The sequence below is a fragment of the Pseudoalteromonas sp. MER144-MNA-CIBAN-0113 genome, from assembly GCF_040308965.1.
Classification (GTDB): Bacteria; Pseudomonadota; Gammaproteobacteria; order Enterobacterales; family Alteromonadaceae; genus Pseudoalteromonas; species Pseudoalteromonas tetraodonis.
The window spans coordinates 1-251 of the sequence record NZ_JBEOOG010000484.1 but is presented as its reverse complement, the minus strand read 5'-3'; the positions used below and the strand labels follow the sequence as shown (position 1 = coordinate 251).

At 45.0% G+C, this 251-nt stretch carries 1 protein-coding gene; it reads left to right on the top strand.

What is annotated here, in order from left to right:
- Positions 1-251: tRNA nucleotidyltransferase/poly(A) polymerase-related protein (locus AAEY57_RS20600; protein ID WP_502935513.1), on the top strand; the 251-nt coding region annotated here is incomplete at both ends.

Genomic DNA, 251 nt, shown 5'->3' with positions numbered 1-251 from the left:
AAATAAAACACTGCGCCACACCACTGAGGCATTTGTAGAAGACCCTGTTCGAGTACTGCGTATTGCCCGTTTTTTAGCGCGCTATGGCAGTGATTGGCGTATTCACCCAAGTACGTATGCATTAATGCGCGAGCTTAAAAATAAAGGTGAGCTAAATCATTTAGTACCTGAGCGCGTGTGGCTTGAAACTGAAAAAGCACTGGGTGAAAAGCACCCTGAGCTTTATTTTGAAGCACTGCAAGGCTTAGGTA